This window comes from Methylomagnum sp. (assembly GCF_054333355.1).
Window position 1 is genome coordinate 1 of sequence record NZ_JBTEKS010000335.1, and the last position, 4934, is coordinate 4934.

The 4934-nt window shown below is 64.2% G+C and carries 5 protein-coding genes; 2 read left to right on the forward strand and 3 right to left on the reverse strand.

The window, feature by feature from the left end:
- Positions 1-283 (forward strand): ASCH domain-containing protein (locus tag ACXWUF_RS18630; RefSeq protein WP_458496095.1); only part of this gene is annotated, 283 nt, incomplete at its 5' end.
- Complete coding sequence (locus ACXWUF_RS18635) at positions 280-1296, forward strand: FAD:protein FMN transferase (protein ID WP_458496096.1); 1017 nt, start codon at positions 280-282, stop codon at positions 1294-1296. The genes ACXWUF_RS18630 and ACXWUF_RS18635, both read left to right, overlap by 4 nt.
- A 356-nt stretch (positions 1297-1652) precedes the next feature.
- Here the strand turns inward: ACXWUF_RS18635 and ACXWUF_RS18640 are convergent, their stop codons facing one another.
- The 3 genes from ACXWUF_RS18640 to amoB form a co-directional block, all read right to left on the reverse strand.
- Positions 1653-2948 (reverse strand): MFS transporter, encoded by a 1296-nt coding sequence (locus ACXWUF_RS18640; protein WP_458496097.1) that lies wholly within the window; start codon positions 2946-2948, stop codon positions 1653-1655.
- Positions 2938-3714, reverse strand: a complete 777-nt coding sequence (gene amoC / locus ACXWUF_RS18645; protein ID WP_458496098.1) for a bacterial ammonia monooxygenase, subunit AmoC — start codon at positions 3712-3714, stop codon at positions 2938-2940. Before amoC ends, ACXWUF_RS18640 begins: the two co-directional genes overlap by 11 nt.
- 75 nt (positions 3715-3789) lie before the next feature.
- Positions 3790-4934, reverse strand: a 1145-nt coding sequence (gene amoB, locus ACXWUF_RS18650) for a bacterial ammonia monooxygenase, subunit AmoB (RefSeq protein WP_458496099.1), incomplete at its 5' end; no start/stop codon positions are given.

A 4934-nucleotide genomic window follows, 5' to 3' on the forward strand; every position in this document is an offset into this window, starting at 1 on the left:
TCCCAGACTGGTCGAAGCCACCAAAACCGGCCAGAAAACCCAGCAACGCCGCGATGGTCTGTACGCCTATCCCGGCGAGACTTTCGAGCTGGACGGCGTCGCCTTCACTGTGACCGAGGTGGAACGCCGCCGCTTGGGCGACATGACGGAAGCCGACGCCCAGGCCGAGGGTTATCCTAATTTGGCGGTCTATAAGGATTTGATCCTCAAGATGCACGCCGGAATGACTTGGGATGAGGAGCATTTGGTTTGGGTGCATCACTTCCAGCGAGTCGATTCATGAAGCCGCGCCGCCTCGTCGGCCCGCTGGCTTTGCTGGTTCTCGCGGGCTGCCAAGAACCCACCGAGACCCAACTGGCCGGGGATATTCAAGGCACCAGCTACCACATCAAGATGGTGCTGGACGGCCTGCCGGTGACGCCGGACCAGGTCAAGACGGATGTGGAGACTATTTTTCGACAGGTGGACGAGAGGCTGTCCAACTGGCGCGAGGATTCGGAAATCTCCCGACTCAACCAGCAAAAAACCACCGAGTGGCTGCCGGCTTCCCCGGAAATCGTCAGCCTGGTCGCCATCGCCCGCGATATTGGCGAAAAGACCCACGGCTGCTATGACCTGACGGTGACGCCCATTTTCAAGCTGTGGGGCTTCGCCCGGCATCAGGAGAAAGTGCCGACCCAGGCCGAGATCGACGGCGTTCTCAAGCATGTCGGCATGGACAAGGTGGAAACCGACGCGGCCAGCAACCGCCTGCGCAAAAAAGACCCGGACGTGGAAATCAGCCTGGATTCCATCGCCCAGGGCTACACCGTGGCCCGCGTTGCCGAGCGGCTGGAGAGCCGGGGCATCCAGAACTATCTGGCGGAAGTGGGCGGGGAAATGAAGGTGAAGGGCAAGAAGGCCAACGGCAAGCCCTGGCGGGTGGCCGTCGAGAAACCGACCCCCATGGCCCGCGAAGTCCAGCGCATCTTCGACATCCACGAGCAACATGGCACGGCGGTGATGACCGCCGGCACCTACCGGAATTTCTTCGAGGCGCAGGGCAAGACCTATTCCCACATCCTCGACCCCAAGACGGGCCGCCCCGTCACCCATGGCTTGCTGTCGGTCACCGTTCTGCATCCAGACCCGACCCTGGCGGACGCCTGGGACACCGCTTTGTTATGCGTGGGCGAAGTTGAGGGGATGAAGATCGTTGAGGCGGAACACCTCAAGGCGCTGTTTATCTATCGCGACGGGGATCAACTCAAGGAGTGGATGAGCGGGGCATTGGTGGGCGAGGCACCCAAACCATAGCCCATGGATGGGTGGAGGCACAGCGACCATTACCAATATAGGCAAGCGGACCTTGTTGGATCTGCGTCCGCCCCGGAAGCAGGACGACCTCATGGCATTCTTCCAGTCTGTACCGGACAAGCGGAACGTGCGGGTGAGGGCGCTCCATAAGGAAGCGGAGCCTCGCATTCTCACCGTCACTCTTCGGCCACTGCGGACACCGCCCCTGATCCAGACACGACCTCGGAAAATGACCGGTTTCCTGCCGCAGCAATCGACGCGGCCCCCGAAAGCCGCCATTGATACCGCAAAGCCCCGCCACAAAGCGGCGCTCAAGTGATCGCCTTCATCGACAAACGCCCGAGTCCCAAGGTTCCTTATGCGCCAGTCGGTTCCGCGCCGGTTCGTCCGACGCAGAGGATCAACCCGGCACCGATCAAAGCGAATGCCCCCGCCACCGTGAAAACCAAGGTGTAATCGCCCAGCATCGTCCTCAGGAAGCTCGCGCCATAGGCCGCCACGGCGGAGCCGACTTGGTGGGAAAAGAAAATCCAGCCGAACACCACCCCGATGTTCCGCTTCCCGAACCAATCCGCCGCCATGGCGGAGGTGGCGGGCACCGTGGACAGCCAGTTCAGCCCATACACCACCGAAAAGGCCAGCAGTTCGCCGGTGGAATCGACCATGGGCAGGACCAGCAGGGAAGCCCCGCGCAAGAGGTAATACCCGGCCAGCGGCCAGCGCGCCCCGAAGCGGTCGCAAATCCAGCCCGAACCGACGGTCCCGAAAATATCCGCCGCGCCCATCACGCCCAGCGATGCCGCCATGGTCATCTCGGGGAAGCCATGCTCGACGCCATGGGTGATCAAATGGGTTTGGAACAGGCCCGAGGTGGTCAGCCCGCAAATGCCGAAGCTCAGCGCCAGCAGCCAGAACGCCGGACTGCGCACGGCGACCCGCATCGGGTGGGCGTCGGGTTCGGGCCGCGCCGGGGTCTGGCCGGTCGCGCCGTAGGGTTCGAGTCCCAGCGTCCCCGGATCGTCGCGCAGGAAAGCCCAGGCCAAAGGCAGCACCACCCCGCCTATCGCCACGGCCGCGAACAAAGTTGCCGCCCGCCAGCCCTGGTCCAGGTTCAGCCGCATCAGGAACGGGGTGAAGACCAACTGCCCCGCCGACATGGCCGCGCCCAAGATGCCCAAAGCCAAGCCGCGCCGCGCCACGAACCAGCGGTTCGCCACCGCCGCGCCCAGGATCATCGAAGGACCGCCCGAGCCCAGTCCCACCACCACGCCCCATAGCAGGATCATCTGCCAGGATTCCCGCATCCACAGGGTTCCGGCGGTGCCTAGCGCGATCAAACCCAAGGTCCACAGGGCGATGCGGCGCGGCCCGTGAACATCCATCAGCCGCCCCAGGAAGGGACCGGCCAACCCGAACAGCAGCATATTGACCGACACCGCCAGGGTGATGGATTCGCGGCTCCAGCCGAATTCGCGCTCCAGCGACACCAGGATGATGCCCGGCACCGAGCGCACCACCGCCGCCATTAAGAGGATGACGAAGCACACCGCGAGCATCATCCAAGCGCGGTGCGGGCCGGTGCCGGGTTTCCGCGCGGACGGCGGGGGACGCCCCCGCCGCCCGCCAGCCCCGCGCCTGGGATTACGGCGCATCCTCGATCCGGTCCAAGAGTTCGGTGATGCGGGCCACCTGCTGCAACAGGATGCCGCCCACGCCCAGGGAGAACCACACCCCGACCACGAAGCCCCAATGGATGGGCGCCGCGAAGAATTCCTCGCGGAACCAGAAGGTGTGGCCCCATTCGTTGAAGCCGACGCTGACGAAGATCATGAAGGGACCGAACACCGCCAGGGTCAGCGGCAGGGAAATTTCCCGCGCGTACAGGGGCAGCCGGGTGCGGGCGTACAGCCAGGCACAGCCGCCGAGGATGATGTAGAGCGGGAAGTTGAAGTAGAACTCGACGATGTGGTTGGCGGTGAAGGGCGTATCCCGCAGCACCACCTGATGCCAGGAATTGTCCTGTTCCGCGAAGTAGCTACCGGCCCAGTACACGGCGAAGGTGTAGACGCTGATCCACATGGTCAGCGTGAAATAGCGCCGGATTTCCTCCTTGGGTTCCAGCGTGTCCAGGTTGCGGTCGCGGGTGGTCCAGAGATACCCCCAAAACCCGATCATGATTGACGCGATGACGACCAGTTCCAGGTAGAACAGCCGCATCCAATAAGTCTCGTACTCGGGCAGGGAGGAATCGAGGCCGGTGGTCACGGCATGGGCACCCTGGTAGATCCTGAGGCCCATATAGATCGCGGTCAGGATGCCGAAGGCGCTGATGTATTTATAGACATCCTTGAGATACCAAGGGGGCTGATGCCGTGGGGCCGCCGTAGCGATGGGATTGTCGTGTGTGGTGATTGCCATGGGATTGCCTTTTGGAGTGGATACCCCCTCCCGGCGGGAAGGGGTTGGAATAGCGAAGGAACGCGCCGATCCGCGTTAATCGAAGCGCGGAATCACGGCCGCCGAGACGCTGGCGACGCTACGCCGACCGTCTTCGTCGAAGAAGAACAGCAATCCGCCCAGGCGGCTGTCGGCGTCCCGGATCAAGCCGTCGAGCCGCTCCGTTTCCCAGCCGGCGTCGAAGGCGGTGATGCGGACTTGCCGGTTTTCGCCGGGCTGGATCGGCGCGGAGGAATCCGTCCGCAAGCCGGTGGGGGCGACCAATTCAGCGCTCCCGGCCGGCACCGGCCCGCCCGCCCCGGCATCGATGAAGCGCAGATTGGCGGCGGCGAACTCGCCGAGCCGGATCGGCTTCCCGGTGTGGTTGCCGATATGCGCGGTCATCACCATGGCGCGGTCGGAAACCCGGTATTCCACGCGCTCCACCCGGACCTTGACGTCACCGTTGTTCACTTGCGGCGGCAAGGGTTCGATACGGTCCATGGCGGCCTGCAAGGGGATGGCGTCGGGATAACGGCTCTGCGCCATGGCATTGGCCCCCAGCACCACGACCGGCACCGCCACCAGGATGGCCTTGGCGATGGTCTTGTCCAGGGGCGTGATCAAGGCTTCCTCCTGGCCCGCCAGCAGCATCTTGTGGCGGGGCAGGAACAAGGGCCGACGCACCCACCACAGCAGCCAGGCCAGCCCGGCGGTGATCCACAGCGCATGCCAGAACACGCCGTTGGCGAGTCCGTAGCTCTCCATGTCGATGGTTTCGCCGTTCAGGGCGGTCACCCGGTTGTCGAAGGCGGCGGCGGCCCCGCCCACCTCGATCCACTGTCCCGGACCCTGCACCGGCCCCGCGTCCTTCAGGTTGAAGAACGGGTGGATGTGGTAACGCCCCGGCATCCGGGCCTTCAGCACCACCTTGAATTCATAATCGCCGCCCGGTTGGAGCGCCACCGAGTTGATCCAGGGCTGGCCGTTCAGGCTGCGCTCGGTGCGGATGAACACCGGCCCCGGCGAGGAAATATTGAGGAAGGCGGCTTCCGGCTTGGGCACGCCGACGGGCCAATCCTCGGCCACATGGAAGCGCCCGGTCACGGCCACTTCGTCGTTGACCCGCATTTCGGGCTTCGACCAGGCCACGTCGTAGAACTGGATGGTGCGGGTGCGGATGAAGGGTTCCAGCGCCTTCT